This is a genomic window from Streptomyces sp. WELS2 (assembly GCF_013870595.1).
Classification (GTDB): Bacteria; Actinomycetota; Actinomycetes; order Streptomycetales; family Streptomycetaceae; genus Streptomyces.
In genome coordinates this window covers 1-2006 of sequence record NZ_JACBWZ010001014.1, presented here as the reverse complement: position 1 = coordinate 2006, position 2006 = coordinate 1, and the positions used below count along the sequence as shown (strand labels likewise).

2 protein-coding genes are annotated in these 2006 nt (G+C 72.6%); one reads left to right on the top strand and one right to left on the bottom strand.

Features of this window, described 5'->3' with window-relative positions; translation table 11 throughout:
* A partial coding sequence (locus tag H5J33_RS32970; RefSeq protein ID WP_309485542.1) for a DHA2 family efflux MFS transporter permease subunit occupies window positions 1-1193 on the bottom strand: 1193 nt, incomplete at its 3' end.
* A gap of 243 nt (window positions 1194-1436) precedes the next feature.
* Here H5J33_RS32970 and H5J33_RS32965 point away from each other — a divergent pair.
* Window positions 1437-1868: a MarR family winged helix-turn-helix transcriptional regulator gene (locus H5J33_RS32965; RefSeq protein ID WP_181798380.1), complete on the top strand. Its 432-nt coding sequence runs from the start codon at window positions 1437-1439 to the stop codon at window positions 1866-1868.
* The last annotated feature ends 138 nt before the right edge of the window (window positions 1869-2006 follow it).

Here is a 2006-nt window from a genome sequence, read left to right as displayed (position 1 = left end):
ACGAGGGCCGTGGTCACCGCCGCCGGCGCGAGCGCGCCACCGGTCTGGCGCACGACGGTGTTCAGCATCGTGGCCTGGGCCAGGTCCGCCCGGTCGATGGTGGCCAGCGAGGCGACGGTCGTAGGGATGAAGAAGCAGCCGATCGCGGCGCCGAACAGGAACATGTAGCCGCGGATCGTCCACAGGCCGGTGCCGGCGTCGCAGCCGGCGAGCAGGACCAGGGTCGCGCCGACCCCGGCCAGTCCCAGGCCGACGATCAGACGCGGACCGACCCGGGCGTACAGCGCGCCGGTGATCTGCACGGTCAGCAGGACACCGAACGCCTCGGGGAAGGTGGTGAGGCCCGATTCCAGCGCCGTACGGCCCTGCGCCTGCTGGAGGAAGAGGGGCCCCAGGTACAGGGCGCCCATGATGGGTATCAGGCCGACCAGGTTGATCAGGTTGGTGTCCCGGAAGAGCCGGTCGGTGAACAGGCGCAGCCGCAGCAGGGGATGGGCCGTGCGCAGCTCGACGGTGACGGCGGCGGCCGGCAGTACGGCGCCCAGGACCAGACAGACGACGACGGCGGGGGAGGACCAGCCGCGGTTGGGTCCCTCGCAGACGCCGAACATCACGGTGCCCAGGGCGCCCGCGCTCAGCAGCAGACCGGGCAGGTCGAACCGGCCGGGCCGGCCGCCGCGCTCGTCGGCCAGGAACAGCGCGCCGAACAGGACGGCCGGGAGACCCACCGGCAGGTTGACGTAGAACACCCACCGCCAGGACAGCTGGTCCACCAGCAGCCCGCCCAGGACGGGGGCCGCGGCCGGGGCGATCTGCTGCGGAATGATCATGTAGCGGGAGACGCGCACCTGTTCGGCCGGGGTGAAGGTGCCGAACAGCAGCGCGGCGGAGGCCGGGAAGAGCACACCGGCCGACAGCCCTTGCACCGCGCGGTAGGCGACGAGCTGACCGAGCCCGGCCGCAGCCCCGCACAGCAGGGAGGAGCCGAGGAACCCGGACAGGGCGGCCAGCAGGACGCGTTTGCCGCCGAACCGTTCGACCAGCCAGGCGGAGGCCGGGATGGCCATGGCCAGGCAGACCGGGTAGGCGACGACCACGCCGTCCAGCGCGGCGGTCGTCAGCCGGAACTGACGGGCGATCGAGGGCAGGGCCACGGTGGTGATCGCTCCGTCGACGATCGCGATGAACGTCACGCTGACGCACACGACGGGGACGACCAGACGCTGACTGAGCGACGGCAGGGCGAACGGCACGGAGGGACGACGGCGCATATGCTGAGCATACGCACTATGTCGTTGCTCAGCATATGGGTTCCGGGTGCCGGGTGCGGGAGACGGCTCGACGGGCCGTCGGCGGACAGGGCAGGCCTCGGTGGCCCGGGAGTGCGGGCAGGGCTCGATGGTCCGGGACCTGCGGGACAGGAGAGACTGGGCACCATGGCAGTGCACGGCAGCAGCGACATCCTCATCGACGAGCTGTACGAGACGACCAACCGGCTACGGCAGTTCGTGGAGGCCCGGCTGCGGGAGAAGGGGGCCTCGGTGGCCCGGCTGCGCGCCCTGCGCATGCTGGCCAGGGCGCCGGAACCGCTGCGGATGCGGGACCTCGGCGAGATGGCCGGGATCGCCGCCCGTACCACCACCACGATCGTGGACAGCCTGGAACGCGACGGCCTGGTGGAGCGGGTACGTCACCCCACGGACCGGCGGGCCTTCCTGCTGCGCCTCACCGAGGCCGGGCTGCGCTGCCACCGCGAGGCGGAGGAGACCGACCGCCTCGCCCTCGCCGAGGCCACGGCGACGCTGGACGCGGCCGACCGCGAGCAACTGCGGGCTCTGCTGGCCCGCATCCGGCGGAACACGGGCTGAGAACGCCCTCACGGTGAGGCCGGACGGCCCGAACTCACGGTCCCGCAAGGGGTGTCGGACGCGGGCCGCCCCCGGCGCGGTGACGCCGGCCCGCGCGGCCGCTGTCACTGGACGGCTGACGATCGTTCACAGACCGAC

What these genes read in the sequence shown, in the direction of transcription:
- H5J33_RS32965 (WP_181798380.1), top strand. Translation starts at nt 1,437, where the DNA reads ATGGCAGTGCACGGCAGCAGCGACATCCTCATCGACGAGCTGTACGAG.